Origin of the sequence: Bremerella sp. P1 (genome assembly GCF_028748185.1) — a bacterium.
GTDB lineage: Bacteria > Planctomycetota > Planctomycetia > Pirellulales > Pirellulaceae > Bremerella.
The window spans coordinates 3,637,775-3,663,931 of sequence record NZ_CP118164.1 but is presented as its reverse complement, the minus strand read 5'-3'; the positions used below and the strand labels follow the sequence as shown (position 1 = coordinate 3,663,931).

17 protein-coding genes and 1 other RNA gene are annotated in these 26,157 nt (G+C 54.1%); 12 read left to right on the top strand and 6 right to left on the bottom strand.

The annotated features are described in order from the left end of the window. Positions 1–99: 99 nt before the first annotated feature. Genes PSR63_RS15345 through PSR63_RS15320 form a run of 6 tightly spaced genes read left to right on the top strand, consistent with a single transcriptional unit; the run spans position 100 to position 9,987 of the window. Complete coding sequence (locus PSR63_RS15345) at positions 100–1,626, top strand: type I restriction-modification system subunit M (RefSeq protein WP_274326552.1); 1,527 nt, start codon at positions 100–102, stop codon at positions 1,624–1,626. Beyond that, the gene (locus tag PSR63_RS15340) at positions 1,619–2,857 is read left to right on the top strand and encodes a restriction endonuclease subunit S (RefSeq protein WP_274326551.1); all 1,239 of its coding nucleotides are present in this window, start codon (positions 1,619–1,621) and stop codon (positions 2,855–2,857) included. The genes PSR63_RS15345 and PSR63_RS15340 overlap by 8 nt, the downstream gene beginning before the upstream one ends. Positions 2,858–2,860: 3 nt before the next feature. Further along, complete coding sequence (locus PSR63_RS15335) at positions 2,861–6,130, top strand: type I restriction endonuclease subunit R (RefSeq protein WP_274326550.1); 3,270 nt, start codon at positions 2,861–2,863, stop codon at positions 6,128–6,130. Next, on the top strand, positions 6,127–6,864 hold the full coding sequence (locus PSR63_RS15330; protein ID WP_274326549.1) for a M48 family metallopeptidase: 738 nt from the start codon (positions 6,127–6,129) through the stop codon (positions 6,862–6,864). The genes PSR63_RS15335 and PSR63_RS15330 overlap by 4 nt, the downstream gene beginning before the upstream one ends. A gap of 18 nt (positions 6,865–6,882) precedes the next feature. Next, positions 6,883–8,034 carry an SIR2 family protein gene (locus tag PSR63_RS15325; RefSeq protein WP_274326548.1) on the top strand — a complete coding sequence of 384 codons (1,152 nt, stop codon included), beginning with the start codon at positions 6,883–6,885 and terminating at the stop codon, positions 8,032–8,034. Further along, positions 8,035–9,987 carry an ATP-binding protein gene (locus tag PSR63_RS15320; RefSeq protein ID WP_274326547.1) on the top strand — a complete coding sequence of 651 codons (1,953 nt, stop codon included), beginning with the start codon at positions 8,035–8,037 and terminating at the stop codon, positions 9,985–9,987. Positions 9,988–10,781: 794 nt separating this feature from the next. Here the strand turns inward: PSR63_RS15320 and PSR63_RS15315 are convergent. The 5 genes from PSR63_RS15315 to ssrA all read right to left on the bottom strand — a co-directional run bounded on the left by PSR63_RS15315 (position 10,782) and on the right by ssrA (position 17,316). Beyond that, positions 10,782–11,576, bottom strand: a complete 795-nt coding sequence (locus tag PSR63_RS15315; RefSeq protein WP_274326546.1) for a DNA-methyltransferase — start codon at positions 11,574–11,576, stop codon at positions 10,782–10,784. A gap of 184 nt (positions 11,577–11,760) precedes the next feature. Continuing rightward, positions 11,761–13,119 (bottom strand): DNA methyltransferase, encoded by a 1,359-nt coding sequence (locus PSR63_RS15310; protein WP_274326545.1) that lies wholly within the window; start codon positions 13,117–13,119, stop codon positions 11,761–11,763. A 275-nt stretch (positions 13,120–13,394) separates the two neighbouring features. Further along, on the bottom strand, positions 13,395–14,405 hold the full coding sequence (locus PSR63_RS15305) for a hypothetical protein (RefSeq protein ID WP_274326544.1): 1,011 nt from the start codon (positions 14,403–14,405) through the stop codon (positions 13,395–13,397). Between the two features lie 604 nt (positions 14,406–15,009). Further along, the gene (locus PSR63_RS15300) at positions 15,010–16,746 is read right to left on the bottom strand and encodes a hypothetical protein (protein ID WP_274326543.1); all 1,737 of its coding nucleotides are present in this window, start codon (positions 16,744–16,746) and stop codon (positions 15,010–15,012) included. A 210-nt stretch (positions 16,747–16,956) separates the two neighbouring features. Further along, positions 16,957–17,316: a transfer-messenger RNA gene (gene ssrA, locus PSR63_RS15295) on the bottom strand. A gap of 346 nt (positions 17,317–17,662) precedes the next feature. Between ssrA and PSR63_RS15290 the strand changes: the two genes are divergently transcribed. Continuing rightward, positions 17,663–18,502: an MBL fold metallo-hydrolase RNA specificity domain-containing protein gene (locus tag PSR63_RS15290; protein ID WP_274326542.1), complete on the top strand. Its 840-nt coding sequence runs from the start codon at positions 17,663–17,665 to the stop codon at positions 18,500–18,502. Here the strand turns inward: PSR63_RS15290 and PSR63_RS15285 are convergent. Further along, complete coding sequence (locus tag PSR63_RS15285) at positions 18,478–19,443, bottom strand: DUF368 domain-containing protein (RefSeq protein WP_274326541.1); 966 nt, start codon at positions 19,441–19,443, stop codon at positions 18,478–18,480. The genes PSR63_RS15290 and PSR63_RS15285 overlap by 25 nt on opposite strands. 362 nt (positions 19,444–19,805) lie before the next feature. Between PSR63_RS15285 and PSR63_RS15280 the strand changes: the two genes are divergently transcribed. From PSR63_RS15280 to lepB, 5 genes are all read left to right on the top strand, one after another. After that, positions 19,806–21,482 carry a tetratricopeptide repeat protein gene (locus PSR63_RS15280; RefSeq protein ID WP_274326540.1) on the top strand — a complete coding sequence of 559 codons (1,677 nt, stop codon included), beginning with the start codon at positions 19,806–19,808 and terminating at the stop codon, positions 21,480–21,482. Between the two features lie 307 nt (positions 21,483–21,789). Beyond that, positions 21,790–22,746: a 4-(cytidine 5'-diphospho)-2-C-methyl-D-erythritol kinase gene (gene ispE, locus PSR63_RS15275; protein WP_274326539.1), complete on the top strand. Its 957-nt coding sequence runs from the start codon at positions 21,790–21,792 to the stop codon at positions 22,744–22,746. Between the two features lie 31 nt (positions 22,747–22,777). Next, positions 22,778–23,410 carry a SpoVG family protein gene (locus PSR63_RS15270; RefSeq protein WP_274326538.1) on the top strand — a complete coding sequence of 211 codons (633 nt, stop codon included), beginning with the start codon at positions 22,778–22,780 and terminating at the stop codon, positions 23,408–23,410. Between the two features lie 100 nt (positions 23,411–23,510). Continuing rightward, entirely contained in the window at positions 23,511–24,935 is a 1,425-nt protein-coding gene (locus tag PSR63_RS15265; RefSeq protein ID WP_274326537.1) for a class II fumarate hydratase, read from the top strand. A gap of 131 nt (positions 24,936–25,066) precedes the next feature. Beyond that, positions 25,067–26,089, top strand: a complete 1,023-nt coding sequence (gene lepB, locus PSR63_RS15260; RefSeq protein ID WP_274326536.1) for a signal peptidase I — start codon at positions 25,067–25,069, stop codon at positions 26,087–26,089. The last annotated feature ends 68 nt before the right edge of the window (positions 26,090–26,157 follow it).

Genomic DNA, 26,157 nt, shown 5'->3' with positions numbered 1-26,157 from the left:
CAGTTGCCTCGCCAGTCGATTGCCGAACCGAAAGCTTTACTGTAGAGTAGTGGTACTAAATGGTCAAGCAATCGGCTGCGTCACTGAACAGGAAGATCGATGGCGAACGGAAACGGGAACAAATCGGATACGGTCTCGCAGTCAGAGATCAACGGCATTCTCTGGAAGGCGTGCGATACCTTCCGAGGGGCGGTCGATCCTTCGGAGTACAAGAACTACATCCTCGTGATGTTGTTCGTGAAGTACATCTCGGATGTCTGGCAGGATCACTATGACACGCTCAAGAAAGAATACGGCGACGATGAAGAGCGGATTCAGCGACGGCTGAAGCGAGAGCGGTTTGTGCTGCCTGCTCACTGCACGTTTACCGCCCTGTACGAGCAGCGAAATGCGACCAACATCGGCGAGATCATCAACACCGCTCTTGATGAAATCGAAGACTCGAACAAGGAGAAGCTCGAAGGCGTTTTCCGCAACATCGACTTCAACTCGGAAGCCAGCCTCGGCCAAACGAAAGAGCGGAACAACCGGCTAAAGTCTTTACTGGAAGACTTCAGCGATCCCCGTCTCGATCTGCGGCCCAGCCGGGTCGGGAACATGGATGTCATCGGCAACGCTTACGAGTACCTCATCGGCAAGTTCGCTGCCAACGCCGGTAAAAAAGCTGGTGAGTTCTACACGCCGCCCGAAGTCTCGCAGTTGATCGCTCGGCTGGTCGATCCTCAACCGGGAGAACGCATCTGCGATCCGGCCTGTGGTTCCGGTTCACTACTCATCAAGTGCGGTCAACAAGTGGGCACGAGAGACTTCTCGTTGTGGGGGCAGGAAAACATTGGGGCGACTTGGGCACTCGCCAAGATGAACATGTTCCTGCATGGGATGGACAACGCTCGGATTGAATGGGGCGACACGATCCGCAATCCGAAGTTGCTGTCGGACGACAAGCTGATGAAGTTTGAAGTGGTTGTCGCCAATCCTCCGTTCTCGCTGGACAAATGGGGGCAGGAGGAAGCGGGGGCCGACCATCACGACCGCTTTCATCGTGGTGTGCCGCCCAAGAGCAAAGGTGACTTCGCCTTCATTTCTCACATGATCGAGACCATCACAGAAACCAGTGGACGTGTTGGCGTGGTTGTCCCGCACGGAGTTCTGTTCCGTGGATCGAGTGAGGGCAAGATTCGCAAACAACTGATCGAGGAGAATCTGCTTGATGCCGTCGTGGGCCTTCCTGCAAACCTGTTCTACGGCACGGGCATCCCCGCTGCGATCTTGGTTTTCAAAAAGGGGAAACCAGACAACACCGTGCTGTTCATCGATGCGAGTCGTGAGTACGACGATGCCAAGACGCAAAACCGTCTGGCAGATGAGCATATTGAGAAGATCGTGGCTACGCACAAGGCCCGTGAAAACGTGGACAAGTACGCCTACGTCGCCGACTTCGACGAGATCAAAGAGAACGACTTCAACCTCAATATCCCCCGCTATGTGGATACGTTTGAGGAAGAAGAAGAGATCGATATTCGGGCGGTGCAGGAGGAAATCGATTCTCTTGATTCCGAACTAGCCCAAGTCGAAGAGCAGATGCACGGGTATCTGAAAGAGTTGGGGCTATCGATCCATGATTAGGCATACACTTCCAGCCGACTGGAGAGAAATGGTCTTGGGGAAAGCCGCCAAGGTTTCGATTGGCTTGGTTACAACGATGACAACCAACTACTCGGAAAGCGGTACTCCTCTAATTCGCAACTCGAACATTTCAGAGAACCGCATCAATAAGCCGGACCTGATATTTCTTCGAGACGACTTTGCCGACCAGTATCCGACACGAAAACTCCAAGCCGGGGATATTGTCACGGTTCATACTGGTGATGTGGGTGTGTCTGCCATCGTCGATCAAGAACTCGACGGATGCCTCGGATTCGCAACGCTAAACACGAGAGTTGACCCGGCCATTCTTCTACCTGAATATCTCTGTTGGTACTTTAATAGCCATCCGTTTATCAGCTATTCACTGGCAGTTTCAACGGGCGATGGGCGAAACAATCTTAATCTCAAAGATTTCGTCAAGGCTCGAATTCCAGTTCCTCCCCTTCCAGAACAGCAGAAGATTGCCGCCATTCTTTCGACGTGGGATCGGGCAATTGAATTGACCGAGAAGCTGATCCTCGTCAAGCAGAAACGCAAACAAGCCCTCATGCAGCAGCTTCTCACCGGCAAAGTGCGGTTTGCTGAGTTTGAAGGTAAGCCGTGGAAGCAGGTACGGCTTGGCGATCTTCTCAAAGAAGTGAAGCGGATGGTGGAATGGGACGACAACGCCGAGTACCACCTGTTGAGCATACGCAGGCGTTCGGGGGGCATGTTCGACCGGGAAACCAAGCTTGGTCATGACATCAAGACGAAAGTAATGATGAAGACTGAAACTGGTGATTTCGTGATTGCTCGAATGCAGGCGGTGCATGGAGCGATCACTGTCACTCCGCCAGAGTGTCATGGAAAGCACGTTTCAGGCTCGTACTCGACTTTCGTTGCGAAAGACCCCGACAAGCTGCACATGCCTTTCTTGAACTACGTCTCGCAGACACTTTCGTTCTATCGGCTGCTGCTACTATCAGCTTACGGTGTGACCATCGAAAAGATGACCTTCAATCTACCGTGGTTTCTCAATGAAAAGATCGAGATGCCACCGACGTTGGTGGAACAAAAGCGAATTGCTGATGTGTTTGACTCATTCGAAAGAGAAAACGCAGCACTTGGAAGACGCCTTGACTCATTGAAACAGCAAAAGAAAGGACTGATGCAGCAACTTCTCACCGGCAAAGTCCGTGTCAACGTGGACGCCGAGATGGTGAAAGGGTGACGAATGGCTGTCTCGGAGTTCCTCGAAGATTTGGTCTCGCACCTGCCTGCATTACAACTATTGCAACAGATTGGCTACCAGTACCTCACTCCGACCGAGGCACTTGATCTTCGTGGCGGTAAACGCAGCCGAGTCGTGCTGGAATCCATCCTTTTCGATCAACTCCGCAAACTGAACAAGATCAATTTCAAGGGACAGACGCACGACTTCACCGAGACCAATCTCAAGAACGCTGTCGATGCTCTGACCAACATTCCGTTTGACGGCTTGGTAAAAACCAACGAGCAGGCGTTCGATCTGCTGACTCTGGGCAAGGCTCAAGAGCAGACCATCGATGGGAACAAGCGGAGCTACACGCTTCAGTACATCGACTGGGAGCATCCCGAAAAAAACGTCTACCACATCGCCGATGAGTTCGAAGTCGAGCGAACCGCATCCCACGAATTGCGTCGGCCTGACATCGTGCTATTCGTGAACGGCATTCCGCTGGCCGTCATCGAATGCAAGCGCCCTGACGAACACGATGCGGTCGAAGTCGGCATAAGCCAAAACCTCCGCAACCAGCGTCAGGATGAAATTCCGGGCCTGTTCGTGTACTCGCAGCTACTCGGCTCCATCTGTCAGAACGCAGGCAAGTACGCCACGGCTGGAACGCCCAAGAAGTTTTGGTCAACATGGAAGGAGGAACATTCCGACGATCTGGACTTGAAACTGGCGAAGCTCATCAACACGCCGCTTTCGCAGCAGCAGCTTGACCGAATGTTCGAGAGCCGAAAGCCGTGGATCGTTGCCAAGATGAAAGAGGTACTGGCAGCCGGAGAACGAATGCCTTCTCCGCAGGATCGACTGCTTTATTGTCTATTCCGTCCCGAACGACTTCTGGAGTTGGCTTTCCGGTACATCGTCTTCGACCAGAACCAAAAGAAAATCGCCCGGTATCAGCAGTATTTTGCCATTGGCGAGACAATGGCAAGGATCACAAAGTCCAAAGGAGACGAGCAGCGACCGGGTGGCGTGATCTGGCACACCACTGGCAGCGGCAAGAGTCTGACGATGGTAATGCTCGCCAAGGCGTTGTCACTTGAACCGTCGATCAAGAATCCAAAAGTTGTAATCGTCACGGATCGGGTTGATCTCGACCGGCAAATCTGGAAGACATTCCTCGCCTGCCGAAAGTCGGTTGAACGTGCAGGTAGTGGCAAACATCTGGTTGAACTGGTGTCTCTGGGCAAAGCCGACATCATCACCACGATCATCGACAAGTTTGAGTCGGCGGCATCGACTCATGAACTGAAGGACGAAGGCAGCAATGTCTTTGTGCTGGTCGATGAAAGTCACCGCAGCCAGTACGGACTGGCTCACGCCAAGATGAAGCAGGTTTTTCCTAACGCCTGTTACATCGGATTCACCGGCACGCCGCTGCTCAAGAAGGAAAAAAGTACAGCCACGAAGTTTGGTGGTTTCATTCACAGCTATCCCATGCGTCAGGCAGTTGAGGACAAGGCCGTCACACCGATCCTCTACGAAGGTCGGATGTCCGAGCTTCATGGTGACCAGAAGGCTATCGACAAGTGGTTCGACCGAATCACGAAGGACTTGTCCGAGGAACAGAAAGCCGACCTGAAGAAGAAGTTTCGTCGAGAAGAGGAACTGACCAAGACATCTGAGCGACTGTACGAGATCGCCTTCGATCTGGTCACTCACTTCTGCGACAACTTCAAAGGAACCAAGTTCAAGGGGCAGTTCGCCGTCAGCAGCAAGGCGATGGCACTCAAATATCACCAGTTGTTCGAGGAGATCGGCAAGGAGTATCCAGAACGCAAGGTGTCGTCTCGTGTCATCATCTCGCCCCCTGACACTCGGGAAGACAATGAGACCATCGAAGAAGAGGACGTGCCGGAAATCCAGCAGTTTTGGCAGGAGATGATGAAGGAGTTTGGTTCGGAAAAGAAGTATCTCGAACGAACCATCGACGACTTCGAAAAGAAGCCGAATCCCGAAATCATCATCTGCGTCGATAAGCTGTTAACTGGATTCGACGCTCCCTGCAACACGGTCCTGTACATCGACAAACGACTGCGAGATCACAACATCCTGCAAGCCATCGCCCGTGTGAATCGCCTCTTCGATGGCAAAGATTTTGGACTGGTCGTTGATTACCGGGGCATCTTCGGCGCACTCGACGAGGCAGTGAAGAAATACGACGCTCTCAGTGGCTTTGACGAGGAAGACCTTGAAGGGACATTCACGGCGGTCGAGGAGGAGATCGCCAAACTCAAGGAACGGCACACAAACGTCTGGTCTGTTTTCAATCCTGTACAGAACAAGCAAGATTTGGAGGCGATGCAACAGCATCTTCGCCACGAGGACATCAGGCAAGATTTTTACGATGCCCTGAACGACTTTGCAAAGACGCTGCAACTCGCCATGTCTTCAGCGAAGTTCCACGACGAGACTCCCAAGGAAACGATTCAGCGTTACGTCGACGATTTGAAGTATTTCCGAAATCTGCGAGCCGCCGTCAAACAGCGTTACAACGAAGCCGTGGATTACAAAGAGTACGAAGACCAGATTCGGAACATGGTCGATAAGTACATCGGCGCAGACGAAGTGAAGCAGATCGTCGAGCCAGTCAATATCTTTGAAGTCGAAAATCTGGACAAGGAACTGGAAGACATCGAGGGGACAGCGGCCAAAGCTGACTTCATCGCATCTCGGGTGAAGAAGACCTGCACTGAGAGGATGGAAGAAGACCCTGTTCTCTATCAAAAGCTCTCAGAGGTGATCGACGAGGCAATTCAGGCTTATCTGGAGAAGCGACTCAGCGAGGAAGAGTACCTCCAGAAGATGTTCGAGGCATGGAAGGAAGCCAAAGAACAGGGGTCTTCCAAGGTGCCTTCCGAACTCCGCACCGATCCAGAAGCCAAGGCGTACTTCCGGTTGCTGCTCGAAGGATTCGAGAAGATAGCTTCCCAGTCGGATCAGGTTGCCGAATCCAGCGAGGAATACGCCGCTGGTGATGCTGCCCCCAAGCGTAGTGATCTCGCCGCAATTGCTGCGGAAACGGCGATCAAAGCTAAGAAAATCATCGACGAGAAGAAGATTCGAGACTGGGTGGACAACAGAGACGTTGAGAACGCCATGATTAACGATCTCGATGATCTGATGTTTGCCGCCAAGGGACGCTATGACTTGGCTTTGACTGGCGACGACATCGACGAGATTCTTGAAGGCATCATGCGAGTCGCCAAGCGGCGGGAGGTTCAAAAGTGACCAACCGCAATGGCCACGCCACTCGACGAATGACGACTCAGTTCGGTCGCAAACGCATCGACTACGAACTTTCGTATTCGACTCGAAAGACGTTGGCCATTGACGTGCATCCCGACCTGTCTGTCGTGGTAACGGCCCCCAAGGATGCCTCGGACTCTGCCGTTGAAGGGAAGATGCAGAAACGAGCGTCGTGGATCATCCAGCAGCAGCGTTTCTTCGAGACTTACCTTCCGGCCATTCCTCCCCGTCGATACATCAGCGGTGAATCACACCGTTATTTGGGGCGGCAGTATCGCTTGCGTGTTCACAAAAGCGACGAAGATGCCGTCAAAATGGCCCGAGGCCAAATCAACGTCTATCTGACTGATCCGAACCAGAAAGGCCGCATCAAGTCACTGGTGGTCGGTTGGTTTCGCCAGCGTGCGAAAATCATCTTTCAAGAGCTTTTCGACGAAATGGCTGCGAAAGCGAGTCGTCACGGGATCGAAGCGGGGAGCTTCAGGATTCAACGAATGAAGAATCGCTGGGGCAGTTGTACCAAGGAAGGTCGCATCCTGCTCAACCCAGACCTAATCATCGCCCCCAAGCAGTGCATTGAGTATGTGATCGTCCACGAACTCTGCCACCTTCAAGAACACAACCACGGCCCACGGTTCTACCGCTTGCTGAAGACGCTGATGCCCGATTGGGAGCAGCGTAGAAATCGGCTAAATGTGTGTGTTGTGGGGGCGTAACAAGAACAAGGAAGCACAATGCGAGCAATTGGGGCATACACAAATGGCAAGTGGGCTGATGTCTTTCCGTCTGACGACGAAGATGAACCAACACCGGGATGCGAAGAGCAGCTTCGACAGACGCTCACGGAATTTCTCCGCAGCCAGAATCTTATTGTTCTCACTGGACTTGGAACTTCACTCTGTATCAAAGATGAAGGCGGGGATCAGCCTGCTCCCACGATGTGGCATTTATGGGATGGGATCGAGCAAGAGGTTTCAACCGAAAAGCTGGAATGGGTTTGCGAACGTGTCGGCCAGCCTGTTGAAGACAACGAGGCATACAAGCAAGACATCGAGTTGCTTCTGTCAAAGTGTCTGCTGTCTCAGGAATTTCAGCCCCATAAGAATGTTGCTGCTTTCATTCGCAAAGCTGAAACAGTCATCAGTGAGTTGTGTAACTTTGTAACGGATGACCTTTCACTCGATGTTCATGAGGCGTTTCTGCGGAGAATTGCTCGCCGACCGACAAGGCATCCCAGAACGAAGTTATTCACGACAAACTATGACCTTGCATTTGAAACCGCTGCCAGCAGGATTCATTTCATTGGAGTCGATGGGTTCTCGCACACCCTCCCTCAAGAGTTCGACAGCAGCTATTTTGCCTACGACCTTGTGCGCCGAGACGAAGACGGGTCATCGCCGGATTACATTCCGAATGTTTTCCACCTGTACAAAGTCCATGGAAGCATAGACTGGGAGAACGTCGCAGGGCGTATCGTGAAGTCGCAGTCCACCGAAAAGCCAGTGCTGATCTATCCTCGGCACAGCAAGTTTGAACTGTCTTACGAGTCACCCTTTCTTGATCTGATCTCCCGATTTCAGTCGGCTCTCCGTCAAACTGAAACGTCCCTGCTTGTTGTCGGATTTGGCTTCAACGACAAACATCTTACGCAGCCAATCCTGTCCGCAATTCGCAGTAATGTCGGCCTTCGCACTATAGTTGTTTCACCTTCGCTGGAGAGTGACGGTGGTGAGGCGATTGATTTGATGCAAGAACTGATCGAGGCCGGGGACTCTCGTATTTCTCTGGTTGCTGGGAAGTTTGAGCAATTCGTGCCATTGATCCCTGACCTTATCTCGGAGACCGAAGAGGAACGTCATCGACGGCGGATGAGGGGAGATGCTTAGATGAGCGAACTACCACATCCATTTGAGTCCCAACGTTGTATCGGAACGGTAACGCAAGTGGGGCCGAACTCGGTGCGTGCCAATCTGCCAAGGGCAGGTGAGAACGGCAGCCGGTTGCACCACGGTTTGCGAGTTGGAGGCGGTGAAGTTGGAGAATTCGTTGTCGTCGAGTGCGACGAGTTAGCGGTATTCGGTCGAGTCCTCGACGTTCGCCTGCCCGAACGAGAGAGATTGACGGTGGAGCCGTCTCTTGGCTCTCAGGATGAGGTACACCCCGTCGGCGCAATTCAGCTATTGGCAACCATTGATCTCTCGGAAATGAAAGCGACTCCGGGAATTGGACGCTATCCAAGGCTCGGCGGGAGGATTTACTCGGCACATCCCGAATTGGTTCGTTGGTTGCTGGCCGATTCGGCCAGTTCAAAAGACAAACCCCATGTTCTGCATCTGTCATTCGCATGTCTCACCGATGACCATGCAGTCACACTCGGTGTGACACCGGAGCAGGTCTTCGGACGCCATTGCGCTGTATTGGGGACAACTGGAGGCGGAAAAAGTTGGACCGTGGCTCGCCTGCTTGAAGAGGCAACTCAGCACAAGTCGAAATTGATCCTGCTGGATGCAACTGGAGAGTTCTGGAGGCTGGATAGCGAGTGCGTTCGCCATGTCACCATCGGTGAAGGCCCATCCCTGCCTGACACGGCAGAGAGAGTTGCTTTTCCCCACTCAGATATGGTCGAAAGCGATCTGTTTGCATTGTTTCGACCAAACAGTCAATCGCAAGGCCCAAAACTACGAGAAGCGATTCGAAGCTTGAGGTTGGTACATTGTTGCGATGAGATGGCAGACGACAATGGCAATCTCATTAAGCGCAATGCTGAACGAGAGCCAATCGAGTCTGCATTCGCCGAGTATGCAGAATACGTTGAGTCGCCTCGTTCGCCATTTGCAGTCAATGTATTGGCGAGGCAGATTCGGGAAGAATGTATCTGGCCTTATGCGAGAAACAGCGATTACCGATTTGGCGACAGCAATCAGCAAGATGAAGGATACTGCCTGCCACTGATGATGAGGATTGAAAGCATTACGTCGTCGTCGGACTACGCCTGTGTCTTTCGCACAGAAGGCATGGCAACAGTGGCAGACTCTATTGACGAGTTCCTCGAAGACGAGTCCGCACGCCTACTTCGAATTTCGCTCCAGAATGTGCCGTTCGGAAACAACGCAAGGGAGGTTGTTGCGAATGGCATTGGGAGGGTGCTATTGGACAAAGCGAGAGACGGCAACTTCAGGGAGCAACCGCTCGTGGTGTTCCTTGATGAAGCTCATCAATTCTTGAATAGAACAATTGGCGATGACTTTCTCAGGGTCGAATTGGATGCCTTCGGTCTTGTTGCGAAGGAGGGAAGGAAATACGGTTTGTCCATCTGCATTGCGACTCAGCGACCACGAGACATACCGCAGGATGTTTTGAGCCAAATGGGAACTCTGGTTGTCCACCGACTCATCAATGATCGGGACCGTGAAGTTGTCGAACGTGCTGCTGGGGAAATTGATCGTTCTGCCGCCGCCTTCTTGCCAACACTCGGACCCGGTGAAGCCATTGTCATTGGCGTAGACATTCCTGTCCCGATGGCCATTCAAGTTCGAAAGCCTACAGCAAGACCGGATTCGCAAGGCCCGAACTATCAAGTGTTTTGGGCCTATCCAAAGACGATTTCCGCATCATCACTTCCGAACGAGGAGTTCGGCATTGTTGGCATGAGCCAGTTTGAAGAGCGAGAGTACGAATTGCCAAACGGAGACGTTGTGGATGGAATAACGTGCGTACTTCAGTTTGACGACACAAGCTTTGAAGTTGGAGAGGGGACGGTTTTTTCGTGCGGGGACTTTGACTGGGAAGTGACCACAATTGACGACTTTGACGAGTCGATAACAGTCAAGCGAGTCTAAAAATCAGACAGCAAAAGCGAAACGAAGAAACACTAAGATCATGCACATACTTGTGGCCCCCTCTCTCCTTTGGCTTTTCGTCTGGTGGTGTTGGTGCTTAGCTTCCTAAAAACACCAGTGCCTTCGCCGATCTGGTGTTTTGGGGCCGCCACCTGCGGCTTGACCGGGGTTGTTCTTCTTTATCGAAACACGCACCGAGTCACTTACTTGAAAAGACGCAAGAAGGACTTTGAAGGGGCATTGAAGGTGATTCGGCATGAGCAATCCAATTTCCAACAGATCGTAGACGCACAAGCAGAAGGAAGGGAATTCGGAGGATATCACCAGAGGGCTGTCGAGGTGTATTCCTATGAAAAGACGCTAGAGGCTCTCACCTCGATCAGCGAGTATTTCACCTTCAAAAGAATAGCCAAGCGTGCAATTTGAGAGGTTGAGTCGAATCAAGGCCGTGATCTCTCGGAAATGAACGTGCAGCCGCTTCAAGCTCTGTTAGAGCAACTTGAAGAAAAGCTCGAACGGGAATGCAAGAAGATCAACTTGCCAGATGACGAATAACGTTTCAGGTTCTCACGAGTTGCTCCACCCGGTCATCCATCGTCTTACCGATGAGAGTGGGAACCTGCTCAGCCACACAGACTCTGACCGCCATCCTTCCTGCGCCGAAATGAGAAGAGCCGGGAAATCCCGGCTCTTCTCACGAAATCGACTTCGCACACCCAGAGGGCGTTAGTAACCACGTTTCTCATCTCCTTTTACGAGAGTTGGACTAATAACGAACAAACATCGGACAGTTATTAGGCAGCTTGTGGACCACCCTCAGACAGTCGCCGCCGAGCGAGGTTGACGTATTTCTTCATTACATCGATACCGTAGAAGTTCCGTCCGGTAGCCCGTGCCGCTAATAGCGTCGTCCCCGATCCAGCGAAACAGTCCAAGACTGTGCCATCCTCGGGACAGAACGTCTTGATGAGCGACTCGCAAAGCGTTTGCGGGTACTTGGCCGGATGATCCACGCCTTTGGCATTTCCACCAACAGGTACGACAAGCACATCACGCATCCGGGCAGTCCCTTCCTTCTTACCCGTCTTGCCGTTGGTCCAATCGGACTGATCGTAGTTTCTCACGGCAAGATTCGTCGATGGCGAGCCAGCAGCCCATGGATCACAGAAGGGGTGAGTAGTGCGGCTGAACCACAGAATTTCTTCGTAGCAGTGGTGAGGCCACCATCTGTGCCCGAGTGGGAGTCCATCGTGTTTGAACCAGATGTGTGTCATGTGCTGAGTCCACCCAAGTTGCCTTAACACAAGCTGTGTGATGAGCAGAAAGTCAGACATCACACCATTCTTGACATGTTTGTCAATTACCATGAGGACGCTACCGTCGTCAGCCAACTTGCCGACAAGCGAGTCCATCCATCGTGCTGTCCATGTTGGAAAGTCAGCTTCCGAAACGGTCGGGTACTTGTCGCCCCGTTTATCTGGGTAAGGTGGTGAACACAGTGCCAAGTTGACGGACTTGTCACGAAGCCGATGAATGACTTCCTTGCAGTCACCAAGCTCGACTGTGTTGAGTTTGAAGTGGTTGTCCATGTGTTGATCCTCCAGAGTGCGCACGGGTTTGGTTAGCGACCACGCTCAGTGCGCACCTTGAGCGCAGTCGCAGTACAAATGTTGGATTCGCTAACCGGATTGGTTAGATGTCAAAGCAAAACGGGCTGCGGTCCGAGAGGAACGCAGCCCGTTTCTAAAGGCCGATAGAGATGAGACGTGGTATTTATGCGGCCTGCTCTTCGCCAATCAGATCGAAGTCAATTGCAACAGTTCCCTCGGGAGACTCGCTCTCTTCCGACGCTTGTGCTTTGGCGAGTCGCTCCAAGCCTTGGACGACGTATGCCTTCTCGATGTCGCAGGATATGCACCGTCTGCCGAGTCTTTGACAGGCGACAGCCGTGGTGAATCCGCCACCACATGGGTCGACAACAAGATCGCCGGGCCTCGTAAAACTGAGGAGCAGGCTTTCGACTTCAGCCAGCGGTCGTTGCCACGGATGGTATTCCTTCTCCTGACGGTCGAGATCGAGCGTGTCTACCCATTTTGTCCACTCGTCAGGTTTCCGCTGACCTTTGGTGTAGATAACGAAGGGCGTATAGTTGCTTACAACCTTCACTGCGTGCATCTGGTTGCAGCGTCCAACCCATCTTGAGGTTCCCATCCACTGGTAGGTCAGATGATCGTCGAACGCTCTCATCTTGTCGTTCAACTTGTGCTGACCAACAAAGCAGATGAAGATGCCTCCCTCAACAAGCACTTCGGCAGCCAGTCGAGCCAAATCCCCAATCTGACTGACGAACTCACCATCGTAGGGGATGTCAGTGAGGACACACTGCACGGAACCCGGTTTAAGGTTGGCGACTTCCTTCAACTGCTGAAATGGGGTATGGAGAATCTTCACGGATTCCGAAGCCAATGGAGCTTCAAGCTCGGCCTTTCGTCGTTCCGCAAGCTTCTTCTGGTTCTTAAGACGACGCAGGGTTTTTAGAATGCCTCGGCGCTCAGCAGCAGTCGTTGCTGATCCGAGCCTTTCAACAGCCTCACGCTGAATGTCTTCAGGCTCATCCACCAACTTGGCGGCGGCGTGGGGTGACACCTTTCCTTCGTCCATTGCACGCACCAGTTCGTCGATGGCGTTCTCCACGACCTTCTTTGCATCATCGTACTTGTCAGTCTTCCAACCAGCGATCTCGCAGGCTTCCTTCTTGGTGACACCACTACCGTTTTTACGGTATTGATCGGAACGACGATCTCCACCACGGGTGAAATCTCGAAGGGCGTCGGTGATTGCGACCATCTCCGAGAGAGTCAGGTCTTTGCGGATCGTATTCTCGATCCACTCACCATGCGTCAGATTTTCGGTGTCGATGACGACGGCGGGAATCTCGGTCCACGCCAAGTGGTCTCGGCAAGCGAGGAGTCGGCGGTAGCCGAAGACAAGCCGGTTGTCTGGGGTAACACCGATGGGTTGGAGTAGCCCATCGTCGGAAATGGAATGGGCTAGGCCGCCGATGTCACCGATTTCTTTGCGGTGACGCTCGCCGATCTGGATGTCGTTGATGGTGATGGATGTCGTGTTCATGGATTGGTCTCCTTGGTTGAAAATGTACCCGGAACAGCCGCAAGGCACCAGCCTTGCTTGGTTGAAGCAGTTCCGGGCGTTCCGAAAAGGGCATAAGAAAACCCCGTCGCACGAATGCACGCCGGGGTTCACGAGTCGTCATACAGGCTGCTGGTTCTGGTCCGGTCAGCCTGCTCACCGTGTCACTGATCTACGAAGTCACCTCCTTTCGTTGTTGCTAGGACTGGTTTCGATCTGGCGGACTAGCAGGTGCCTAGAGGCATCAGCCTTGCCTTCTACGTCGAGTGCGGCTCGAACACTGAAGCCAGCGAGGTTCTCAACTCTCGCAGGGCTTCTCGGGCTGGTCGTAGAGCGTAATCCGTGAGGGTATCGGTAGTTCGAGAGTGCCCGAGAAATTGTCGGGCGACTTCATCGCCATACTCTCGTCGAATACGCTCGGCCATCTGGGTGCGAAGTGTACCCAGAGGCAATTTCGGAACTCCTTGGTTCTCGACGGTCTTCAGAAGCCGATCCCAGTGACGGGCGAATCCAGACACAGGGTTTCTTGAGGCTCCTATCCCCATTGGCGTCCCTTTGTCTGAAACGAACAGCAGGTCCCTTCCGAGTTCGTCGGCACGGGCGATGGCCAGCTTCGCCGCCTCTACAGTTTCCGGCCACAAGAGCCATTCGCAGCACGCCCCAGTTCTCGGACGCACGAATCTGAGGATGCCTTCTCCCGGCTGTAGGTCAATCATTAAGTCGTTGTCACCGTCCATGATGATGTTGCTACGGTTCAGTTGCCCCATCTCGACTGCTCTCAGACCGCAGTTCATCGCAAGGCACAGCATGAGCCGCTGCATTCGGGCGGCATGGCGATACAGAATGGCGAAATGCTCGTCGGTGAACTTTTCTCGATGCACGGGGCGACGGTCGCTCGGCAACCGACACACTCGTCGTGAGACTTGTCCAAAGTGAGTTGGGGCTGTCCATTGAAATTGATCGGACATGTCGAGCCAGTAAAAGAACCGAATGAGTTCAGAGAGGACTTTCGCTGCTGTTGAAGCAGCATAGCGCTGGCCGGTCTTCTGATTCACGGGGCGGGACTTCCACAGATCAATCATGTCCACGCACGCAGCGAGATCGATCTGAGCGAGTGGAATGTTGTCGTGGAACTGCTTGAGCAGGCGCACAACCGTCCTCCGACCGGCGATTGTTGCGGCGGTCAGGAATCCGGCCTGCCTGCCAATTTGTTCGGCGTAGATGTCGAGTGCGGAATGTAGGGTTGAAGATTCGATGATATTGGTCATGTCGGTCTCCTTGTTGTAGATGCGCTGAGAGCTTTCAGACGCAGGTGAATACTTGTCTGATAGCCTTCGGCAAATGGGTCAGGGCATGAAAAAACCCCGACGTGTTCAACGTCGGGGTTACAAAAATTGGACTGCCTCTCGGCAGCACGCTTGTCGAGCAAGTGCCCGTGCAACCGGGCGATACGTCCCGATTTGCCCGATTTGACGGTCAGGCACCTGCTACACACTCTTCGGTTCTCCTGCTTCTATGCCATAAAACGCACCTCCTTTCTTCTTCGTGATTGTGTTTCAGTTGGGCCTGAGTAGCAGGTGCCTGCTCGCCGTCCTGCCTTCTGCTTTGTGGAGAGGACATGATCGCTGGGACGCTGGCTCACCCGAGTAGCAGGTGCCTACCGGGTGTCACGCTCTCTTTCTCGGCTGGGAAGATGGGGCGTCAGACTAGCAGGTGCCTACCTTCTCTCAGGGGACTGGCTCGTATGAAGCACGTTGCTGAAACGCTGACCTGCGTGAATAGCAGGTGCCTGCTTGGTTCCAGATTCAGAGACGGGGCGATCAATGTGGGATTTCCCATATTGATCGCCCGAATAACTCCGAGCTTTTGGTCTCAGTTGGAGTCGATTCGTTGTCTTTCACGGCAGACCGTAGCTCTGGAAACACAGCAGGTTTCGGCAATCTCTCCACTCGGGCGTCCCGCTTTCAGCATTGCTCGCATTTGTTCACGAACTTTCAGAGGAATGTACTGTTGGGTCGGAGCCTTGGTTGGGTCGCCATCGACGGCATCAAAGACAACTTCCACCATGCCTCTGGCTTCACGCATCAATTCGTGAAAGCGACCGAAAGGCTTGTTGGTGTAGCAGTCGATCAACTCGTCACCCTTGAACGTCGAGCCGTGGGCCAAGCAGATGCTCGCCATTTCGCTGGAATGGCTCAGGCGAAGCATGTTCGGCAACGTGTCACGAAGGGTTCCAAATGCCAGTTTGCGAAAGGTCGGTTCGCTCTTCTGGATTCGTCGAATCAGGGCGGTGAAGACGTTCGTGAACTTCGCCTGTGGATTTCGTTTTGCTCGTTCCTTGTACCACGGGTCGCCCTTCTCGGAGACAAACAGCAGTTCACTTCCGGATTGGCGTGAACGGGTGAATCCCCAGCGAACCATCACAATCGTCTCGGGCCATAACAGCCACTCACCAAATACACCTGTCTTGGGGCGAAGGAACCGAATGAAACTGTCCCTCTCCGTGGAAGTAAACCCCAACCGACTGGCATGTTCATGCTCATGATCGAGAAGAAAGTCCCCTGAACGAAGCCGTCCGAGTTCTGCTGCCCCCATCCCACAGTTGAGTGCCACATAGAGCAGCAGTCGTTCGAGTGGAGTGGCGTGACGATTCAGTACAGCGAGTTCCTCTACGGTGTAGGTGTCCTTCTGCACCGCCTTCAATTTGTTCGCTTTCTCGACATCAAGTTCTGCGATCTTCCGGCTGATTTGGTCGAGGCCACGAGGTTTGATCCATGAGAATCTACTTGTGGCGTCGAGCCAGTTGAGAAAGCTGAATAGTTCTTTGATGTGGTGTTCAGCAGTCTTTCGTGCGATGGGCTTTCCATCAATTTTTCCCGTCCTCCGATTCTTGGTCGGTGGCCGGTTCGCCCAGTAACGCACGAGATCAGTGCAACTGTCGAGGTGCAGAGCAGAGAGGGAAATGTCAGGGTGACGCTCCTTGAAGCGGCCAATCCTTTCCATGCGGAGCCGCCCGTACTGAGTCAACTCACCTTCAGACCCGGCTCGCACGTTATTCTTGTGTACGACTTCATAACCGAAGACATCGAGAGCTTCGTGCAGTGTGCCAGTGACAAGTTGGTCGGGCATGACCTGACGTGAGGTGATGACTCCAAGAAAGCGAGCCGACTCCTCAAGTTCCTTGAGTTCTTCACTCACAGCGTTGTCGTTCACCTTGACACCGTGCCTGTAAAGTTCCGGCTCAGCGGGAATGATGTGCAAGGACGGGTAGCGATTTTGCTCAACGTGCAACAACTGAGCGTACTGTGCGGTCGGACTGTCCTCTTCTGCCAGTCGCATCAGGAATGGATAGGGAATCGTGAAAGTTCCCTTTGCGATTAGCTTGGCGGCGTAGAGTGCGAATCCAGTCCAAGTTGGCTCGCCTGCGGCGGCTTCGCTCTCGTCATGAAGATCGTAAAGGCGCTCCATCCGTCGCTCGGCCTCCTTCTTGTCCGTTCCGAGGTTAAACCGGCATTCCTTACGGTTGCCATCGGCGTCCAACCGGAAGCCGAGGTAGGGGCGATAGCGGCCCTTCGTGTCAGGTTTGAGTTCTCGTCTGCGTGCTGGCATCTTGTACCTCCAATCTGGTGAAAATGGGTTGACCAAACTGGGGCACTTAGCAGGTGCCTACCTACAGTTGCGGAGAGGCTAACCTGACACTTTTGGCGGCTAACCTGACACGCTACCTGACACAGAGCGTTTTCCGAAGTCCTTGTTTTGCAGGGGATTTGACGTAAGCGCATGAAAAAAGCCGTCTTACGAAGATCGTAAGACGGCTTAAAGTGGAGGCGGCGGGAATTGAACCCGCGTGCCGCGATATTTCCATGCAAGCGTCTACGTGTGTATTCGATTATTTAAATTTCGCAACCTGGGACTCCAATCGACAGGATTCCCGGGAAGCTAGAGGAGAACGGTTTTTAACCTCAGGCGTGCTCCACGTGACCTTCGGCGAGTCGGAATTGGCATCCAACTTTCAGGTCTCTCCGACAAAGACCCTCAGTTGGGGCTACAACTAATTAGGCAGCCAGTGCAAAGTTATCGTTTGCAATTATTGTTTGGTCTGCTTTTTACGTGGCCTGCTGACCAACCACGACACGCAACTTACACTTCAGACTATCCGGTCGATACCAGTTCGCCCCCGGTGTAAGTCTCTTCAATCTCTCGTTCTCATTTCTGAGATTTCGTCCTCTACCTATCGGCAGTTGACCCCAGAGGCTTGAAGAATTGAGTACAAAGAGTGGGTCGTTCAAATCAAACGCCCATCTCACTTGTTAATTTTAGGTTGTCCTTGTCCGGAAGAAAAGCGACCAACACGTCGGAAAGTACCAAACAGCAGTTGCTTTCGTCCGATTTTGCCCCCTTGCCAGCACGGCCGGGGCATATTTCCGGACTTTTCGCAATGGACCGGGGACTCTTCCTCCTTCCGTCTCGCATCGGACTGGATGTGACACGCCGGCAGGCAATTGGGTTCATTTCACATGCGCACATGGACCATTCCGCCCATCATGCCCTAGCGCTGTGCACCGAACCGACGGCCAGGCTGGTTCGTCATCGGCTGGGGAATGTGACGACCAAGACCATGCCGCTGGGCGAAGCGGTCGAAGTGGCCGGCCTGCGGATGACGGCCCTACCGGCAGGGCACATCTTCGGCTCGGCGATGCTCTATGCCGAGCACGAAAAGGGAACGGTCCTCTACACAGGTGACTTCCGCCTGGGGCCATCGGCGACAGCGGAAGAGGCCCAACTTCGGTCGGCCGAGTACCTGATTATGGAGTGCACGTTCGGCCATCCGAATTATCGCCTGCCGGCTCGCGATACGGTGATCGAGATGCTGCTGGAGAAAGTCCGCGAGGCATTCCACCGGGGAGCGACGCCGGTCATCTCGGCCTACGTGCTGGGCAAGTCGCAAGAGGTGACCAAGATCTTGACCTCTCATGGGATCCCCGTCCTGCAGCATCCCGACATCTACGCGATCAGCCAGGTCTATGAAGAGGCCGGCTGCGAACTGGGAGACTACCGACCCTACACAGGGCGTCCGGTCCCTGGCTGCGCGGTGATCGTCCCTCCGAAACCACTCACGCCAGGCGTACTACCAGGGGCGGTTCATGTCGAGAAATTCCATGTCACCGGCTGGGCTTTTGATCCACGACGAAGGCGCAATGCACCGAAGGACCATTGGATTCCACTTTCGGACCATGCCGACTTCGATCAGTTGATCCGTGCCGTGGAAGAGGTTGGGCCGAAGACGGTCTTTTGCACGCATGGCCCGAAGAGCTTTGTGGAAGAACTCAAGAGCCGCGGTCATGATGCCCGTTGGCTGGAATGATCGCCGTCGATTTGTTCTTCCACATCAGGGCGAGCGAGGAAGTCGATCACCAGGACAACGATCGCCGCAACAACCATCAGGGCGAAGCAAATCGCTGCTTCGTTGGCGAATGGGGTTTCGATTTCGTCTCCTTGCCAAGGCCACAGCTTGCGTAGTGCTCCGATCATAAAGCCACCCATGATCGAGAGCGTGACGGCTTCGTGTTGATGCAACAGCCACTTGAGTAGTTTGCTGAACGACAGCAGCCCAACCAGGCACCCCAACGCGAAGCAGGCAAAGGCGAACAAGTCTCCCAGCACGATCTCGCCCTTGGCCAAGGCCTTGGGAACGCCACTGAAGTAATGGTAAGCACCAAATACCAACAGCAAGTACGAGCCGCTGATGCCTGGCAAGATCATCGCACAGATAGCGATCGCCCCCAACAGAAATGAAACGATCGGATTGGGCGCCGCGTCGAATGCTTCCAGGGCCGGCAGTCCGGTCAACCACCAGGCAAAAACACCTCCGGCGACGGCCGAGAGAAGACAAAGGATCCCGTGCCCGGTGCTGGCTGGTCGGACCATCTTCGCCACGAGAAAGCCTGAAGCGACGATGGCGCCAAAGAACACGGCGTACACAAAGGGCCGCGTCGAGGCCGGATGATCGGCTTCTCCGATCAGTTCATGCAACACGACCACAAACGTGAGCAGACCGCAAACAATCCCACCCAGCAGGACCACCAGAAACCAGAAATCGAATCGCTCGGCCAACGCTTTCCACTGACGCTTCAAAAGCAGCCGAACGGCGTCGGCGCTGACGGCACTGACCGCATCGACCAAGCGGCGGTAGATACCCAGCACTAGGGCAACTGTCCCCCCAGAAATCCCTGGCACCGCGTCCGCAGCCCCCATGGCGATTCCGCAGAGGAAGTGTCGAATTGCGTCGATTTTCAAGGGTGCCATCTCACGAGTCCATCTTCTTTCGTGTTGAAAGACAGGATTCTAGAGAACCTTGGCGAACAAGGGCAGGGCAATCTGGAGAACTTTGGGACGTTAAGGTTTGAAGAAAAGACCCACGCAAGCCGGGGCTCTTCCTCGGATAGGCGGTAGGCCTCCCATAGAATGGGATGTTTCGCACCAACCTTTATGTCTTTCCCGACGTTTTCTGCCTTTTATGCCTGAGGTCTCCGATCGAAGTTCTCACCGAACGTTGCCGCTGTTTGCGGTAGCAATCGTGGCGGCATCGGCAATCTGCTATCACCGGACCTTAGACTTCCGCTTGGTCGTACAACAACCGATTGTCGACCAACCGACTTGAAACACTGATGTCAGAAGCGATTACCCCTTCATCCAACCGCCTGAAATGGATTGCCATCGTGGCGATCCCAGTGCTTGTTTTGGTTGTCTACCATCGGACTTTCACATATCCGTTCCAGTTTGATGGCGCGGCCAGAATACAGACCAACGAAACTTATCAGACACTTCGCTGGGAATACTTTCCTACACGCACCCGATCGCTCGTCAACCTGACCTGGCGACTGAACTACGTGGCCGACGGGGGAACTCTCGTTGGCTACCATGCGGTAAATATCGCAATCCACATTACGGCCAGCCTGCTGCTGTTTGGGTTTATCTACCGAACCCTGCAATTACCCAAGATAGCCCAGCGTTATCGTGAGCACGCCGTGCTGCTGGCTGCATCCGTCGCGCTGCTATGGGCAATCCATCCACTGCAAACCCAGTCGGTCACCTACATCGTTCAGCGATACGAATCGTTGATGGGGATGTTCTTCGTGCTATCCCTGTTTTGCTTCGTCCGGGGCTTCACCTCGAAGAATCATGTGCTCTGGTATGTCGGTAGTGTGCTGGCCTGCGTGGCTTCCGCTCTCTGCAAAGAAGTGGCCGTGGTCATTCCCTTGGTGGTTCTCTGGTACGACCGCGCCTTTCTGGCCGAGTCGTGGGGCGAGCTGTTTCGCAATCGCTGGCCAGTTTACTTGGGTTTATCTGCGTCTTGGCTGATTCTCGCTCAGGTAGCCCTGATACCTATCGAGAATCACAACGAACATGGCACGGTGGTTGTGCATGAAGTGGACTTCACCGGGGACGAGCCTGTACGCTCGCTCGTTGGCCCCAAAGAATATCTCTACAGCCAAGCCCATGCGATTCCCTTCTATGTTCAGCTAACCTTCTTGCCGATGGGACAGTCGCTAGACCACGGTTGGCGGGCAACCTATTCCCTGGCCGATGCCATCTGGCCAGGCGTCCTCGTGGTAGCCGCGTTAGGCCTGACGATCTGGTGTATCTTCCGTGCTCCTCGGTGGAGCTTTGTCGGCGCATGCTTCTTTTTAATTCTCGCCCCGACCTCCAGCATCCTGCCGATCCAAGACATCGTCTTCGAGCATCGGATGTATCTTCCGCTGGCAGCCGTACTGGCGCTAATCGTCTTTGGAATCTTCGAAGGGCTCCGACGAGCCACGCCCGACCATTCGACCGACTCGTCGCATTTGTCGGTGTCGCAAGCAATGATCGTGCTGCTGGTCGTGCTGACTGTAGTTTACGGTGGCGTGTCGATCGCCAGGAACGAAGTCTATCGCAGCGATGAATCAATGTGGCGCGACGTGTTGGCGAAGAACCCCAAGAATCCTCGGGCCTATCATGGTATCGCTCATGCCTACATCATGCGCGGCCAGTGGGCCGAGGCCATTCCCTATCTCGAGAAGACCATCGAACTTCACCCAGAGTACGAGTTCAAAAAGAGCTACTCCGAAACGTTCCGTAAAGGTGCCGCCAAGGCGATGGAAACCGGGGACCTGAAGATGGCCCTCGACCTGCTTGACCTGTCGATCAAAATGAATCCCGAGGACGCCGAGGCCTACCTCCTGATGGCCAAGCTGATACAGCAGCAGAATCCGCGGCAATCGATCGCTCTTCTACAACTGGCGATCAAGCGCGACCCCGACAATGAAGAAGCTCAACAACTGCTGAAAGAATTGAGCCAGTAGCCATGTCGCAGGGAATTGGCAAGCAATTTGCCACTTCTGGCGGCGTCTGTGGTGTTATCAACAACACCCCGAAAGTAGCGAAATCTATCGCATTTCGAACTCATCGTGAAACGCTAGCGAATTACCTTGACCGAGCAGTGAGGGGGGGATAAATTGCGTTAACACTCACCTAGGTTGGTCGAAGTGTGCGCATTGATCGAAACAGAGAAATTGCTTCGCGTGACTCTTGGCTTTTCTGGCACGCGTACCAGTACGACGCCGAGATGATTCCCCCAGAGTCTCCGAATGCATCGGCAAGGTAGCACGGATGTTGTTTCAGCGATTGGCTTCCAAGGTATCCGTACTTGCTCCGGCGAAGATTAATCTCTTCCTGGAACTACTAGGTAAGCGCCCCGATGGCTTCCACGAACTGGAAACCGTCATGGTGGCCGTCTCGCTGTTCGATCGACTGGAAGTCACCCCCACGAAGCAGCGTGAAATCATTCTCGAATGTGCGTGGGACTCAGGGCAACTTGCGCAAGCCACGAAGTTAGGCGACAGCAGTCAACTACTTGGCGATCTTCCACCTCAGTACAGCAACTTGGTTTATCGGGCCGTGAAATTGCTTCAGTCGGAAGAAAATGTCCCGCACGGAGCGCGAATCGTTTTGCAAAAGCGAATTCCGTCCGCTTCTGGTTTTGGAGGAGCGTCCAGCGACGCTGCGGCCGCCTTGTTTGCTGCGAGCCAAGCCTGGAATTTGAACCTTTCCATCCAGCGGTTGAGCGAGTTGGCTGCCCAACTGGGAAGCGATATCCCATTTTTCTTTCATGCCGGGCAACTAGGAAGCGGCCAGGCAATTGCCACAGGACGCGGGGAAAACATCGAAACCTTCTCGGGGCGACGGCTCGATCTGGTGTTGATCCGGCCTGCCGGGGGAGTTTCAACCGCTGAGGCCTATCGGCGCTGTCGGCTGCCAGAAGTGCCTGACTCATCCAGTGAACTTCTTGCCAGCCTGAAGTCACATCAGCGCATGTCGATGCCGCGTCACCTCACCAACCGCCTGACAGAACCTGCCCGAGAAATTTCGACCCGAATCGACCAGCTCGCTAACATTTGCGAACAATTAGACGTGGTCGCCCATCAGATGTCAGGGAGTGGATCCGGCTACTTCACCATTTGTCGTAGCCACACTCACGCCAGGCGCGTTGCCGCCAGGCTGAAAGCCCAGAACGTCGGCATGGTTTTTCCAGTCACGACGTGCGGGCTCCAGTCGCTGCGAAACTGACGCCGCATTTAACGTCCGGGAGTATGCAACCGTGAAGATCACCGAAGTCCGCATCAAGCTGATGGAAGATTCCAGCGATCGGTTGCGTGGATTCTGCTCCATCACCTTCGACGATGCCTTCGTGATTCGCGATTTGAAAATCATCGAAGGTGCCAACGGTCCATTCGTCGCCATGCCCAGTCGCAAGCTGACCGGGCATTGCCCTGGCTGTGGCTGCAAGAATCACTTGCGCGCGGCCTATTGCAACCAATGTGGTACGAAGTTGAAGCTACCGCAGATCGAGCGCGGCTCGGATCAACGGGCCAAGCTTTACGCCGACATTGCGCATCCGATCAATTCCGAGTGCCGCGAGCAAATTCAAACGCGCGTCATCGATGAGTACCTCAACGAAATCGAAGAGGCCAAGCGTCCCGGCTACCGCTCGAAATACGACGACTACTTCAGCGATGCGGGCGAAGATTACGACCATGATGATGACGACCAGCCATCGTCCACTTCTCCGCCCGCGAAACGGGAAGCGCCTCCTCAGGAAACTTCGGATTCGATCGAGCGCAGCGAAGGTGCTTCCCAGCTGAAGGGACCTCATTCGCCACCAGCGGACAAACCGAGCCAGTCCAGTTCGTCTCGCCCCCGAAAATTCGGGGAAGGCATCTTCGACGACTAGTCATTGCGGCCGGGCCTCTTCTTTCGCCTCACAGCGAACCGTCATAAAATACGCGGTTGGTACTATCTGATTGCAAAAATCACCGGATGAGGCACAACCAATGTCGCAGTTTCGCACCGAAAAAGACTCGATGGGGGAAGTTCAGGTTCCCGCCAATGCCTATTACAGCGCTCAAACACAACGAGCTGTCGAGAACTTTCCGATCAGCGGCTGGACATTGCCCCCGGCGCTGATCCACGCGATGGGCTGGGTGAAGTATGCATGTGCGATTGCCAATCGTGATCTCGGCAAGCTAACCGGAACCGGCAAGAACCCGCTCAATGATGACCAGGTCAAAGCCCTGTTGGATGCGTGCACCGAAGTACGTGAAGGCAAGCTCGACGGCGAGTTCCCGATCGACGTCTTCCAAACCGGTAGCGGCACGTCCAGCAATATGAACGTGAACGAAGTGATCAGCAATCGGGCCATCGAAATCATCGGTGGTGATCGCCTGGCCGTGGCCAAGCCGATTCACCCCAACGATCACGTCAACATGGGGCAAAGCACCAACGATACTTTCCCAACCGCGATCCATGTGGCCGCCGCGATGCAGATCAAGTCGAGCTTGATTCCGGCACTCGAAAAGCTGCACGCTTCGCTCAAGAAGAAAGCGGAAGCCTGGGACAAGATCATCAAGATCGGCCGAACCCACTTGATGGACGCGACCCCGCTTCGCCTCGGTCAAGAGTTTGGTGGCTTCGCTCGTCAGATCGAACTCTCGATCAAGCGGGCCAAGATCGCCCTGGAATCGGTGCTCGAACTTCCCGTCGGTGGCACCGCCGTGGGCACCGGCATCAACACTCACCCTCAGTTCTCGGAAAAGGTCTGTGCCGCACTTGCCGAAGGCTTGGACATTCCATTCATCGAAGCCATCGATCACTTCGAAGCTGCTGCCAATCGCGACGGCCTGGTCCAGTGCCATAGCGAGCTGAAGACGATCGCGACGACGTTGTTCAACTTCGCCAATAACATTCGTTGGCTGGGTAGCGGTCCTCGTTGTGGTTTCTATGAAGTGGCTCTTCCTTCGCGGCAACCTGGTAGCAGTATCATGCCAGGCAAGGTGAATCCCGTGATGAGTGAAGCCATGATGCAGGTTGCCGCCAAGGTAATCGGTAACGACAGTTGCATGGCTCTTTCCGGTGCCGCAGGCGGTAACTTCCAACTCAACATCATGATGCCGGTCATGGGACACACGGTCCTGGAGAGCATTCATTTGCTGGCCAACTCATGCGACGCATTCGTCGAGTTCTGTGTCGAAGGCATGGAAGCGAACGAAGACAAGTGCAACGCGGCGGTCGAACAAAGCCTGTCGATGTGCACCAGTTTGAACCCGCTGATCGGCTACGACAAAGCGGCCAAGATGGCCAAGGATGCGTTCGCCAGCGGCAAGACGATTCGCGAACTGGCCGAAGAGCAGGGCGAAATCGAACCCGAAGCCCTGAAGGATGCGCTCGACCCTTGGAAGATGACCTACCCGCACGAGTAAGCGCGTGCAGACAGGCTCACGCCCGATTAGAATTGCCCTCGTATCGCCACCGTGATACGAGGGCTTTTTCATTTCTTGATGAAGCAATGGCCCTCGCCCCGTTAACACCCCTCATCGAAGAACGGAACTTCATGCTCGGTCTGCTTTTCTTTGGAATCCTGAAGACACTAACGCTAATCCTCTGGATTATTGCTCTCGCACTGGGACTCAAGTGGATCAAAGCAACGACGTTCTCCTGGTGGAAAATCACCCTGGCGGGCTTGGTAATCATCGTAGGTTTCCAGGTCATAAACGGCATCCTGATTCGGATGATGACTGCGGCAGGTTTGCCGTGGGTAGCAAGTTGGGGGCTGATCGCTGTCGCCTACGTCATAAGCACGATCGTCCTGGTCGCTGGCCTCTTTCAGCTACCCCCTAAAAACGCCGTGCTCGTGTCACTTCCCACTTTCGCGCCAATGGTCGGCATGCTGTTAGTAATTAACTTGATCCTCACGCCCTATGTATTCGAGGCTTACAAGATCCCGTCCTCGGCTATGAGCCCGACGCTGTTGGGTAGACACATTCGTGCGGAATGCCCCGAGTGCGGAGCAACCCGGTATGGTTCGGCTCCGAGAGATTACATCTCGGACGAATTCTTCGAAGACGTCGATATGATCTGCGATAACTTTCATATCACCCAGGGCTGTCCACCGACGGATGAATTCTACAGTGGGGATAGAATCCTCGTCTCCAAACGCTCTACTCCGAAACGCTGGGACCTGCTGGTCTTCCGCTATCCGGAGAATCCGCAAGTGAAATACATCATGCGTCTGGTTGGTATGCCGGGTGAAACGATCCACATTGAAAATGGTTCTGTCTATGCCGATGGCAAACCACTTACCCTGCCGCCGGAACTGGAAGGCATTCGCTATGCCGATCACATGGAGGGTTTGCCCATCGGCTATTTCCTGTGGGGCACCGTTGATGAACCGGCCAAGCTTGAAGATGACGAATACTTCGTCCTGGGTGACTTCACCACCAACGCCAAAGATTCACGCTTGTGGCGTAGCCCTGCCAAAACGGGCTTAAGCCCTTATGCCGTGCCCCAGGAATACATCATTGGCATCGCAACTGAAATCTACTGGCCGTACGACCGCTGGCGACCGTTTCCCTAGATCGCGAAGCGATCAACTGGCTGCACGAGTTCATCGTGACAGATTCCAACGTTGACCGTTACAATGGC